This is a genomic window from Staphylococcus pasteuri (genome assembly GCF_030547725.1).
GTDB classification, from domain to species: domain Bacteria; phylum Bacillota; class Bacilli; order Staphylococcales; family Staphylococcaceae; genus Staphylococcus; species Staphylococcus pasteuri.
Map to the genome: position 1 here is coordinate 1 of NZ_JAUOQO010000823.1, position 242 is coordinate 242.

The following is a 242-nucleotide window of genomic DNA, read 5'->3' on the forward strand; positions in this document are numbered from 1 at the left end:
GTCTGGGCCTTCGCGGCGTCCATGCTGGCAGGCGCGGTCCCATAGTTGCCGTCTGCCAATAGACGGTAGGTGCCCACTTCGGTGACTGTGGCAAGGTCTGTATTGACCAGCACAGTCCCGCGCTTGCGTGAAACCAAGTCATTGAGATATGCGGCTGGCTTGACTTCGACCCCCGCCTCATAACCATCAGCATCATCAACGTCCGTGGTGTTCACACGCCGCTCAAAGCATGGCCGATAGGC

1 protein-coding gene is annotated in these 242 nt (G+C 59.1%); it reads right to left on the reverse strand.

Going from position 1 to position 242, the window contains the following annotated elements; translation table 11 throughout:
* Window positions 1–215: hypothetical protein (locus Q4528_RS15635; RefSeq protein ID WP_303522637.1), on the reverse strand; the 215-nt coding region annotated here is incomplete at its 3' end.
* Window positions 216–242: the final 27 nt, after the last annotated feature.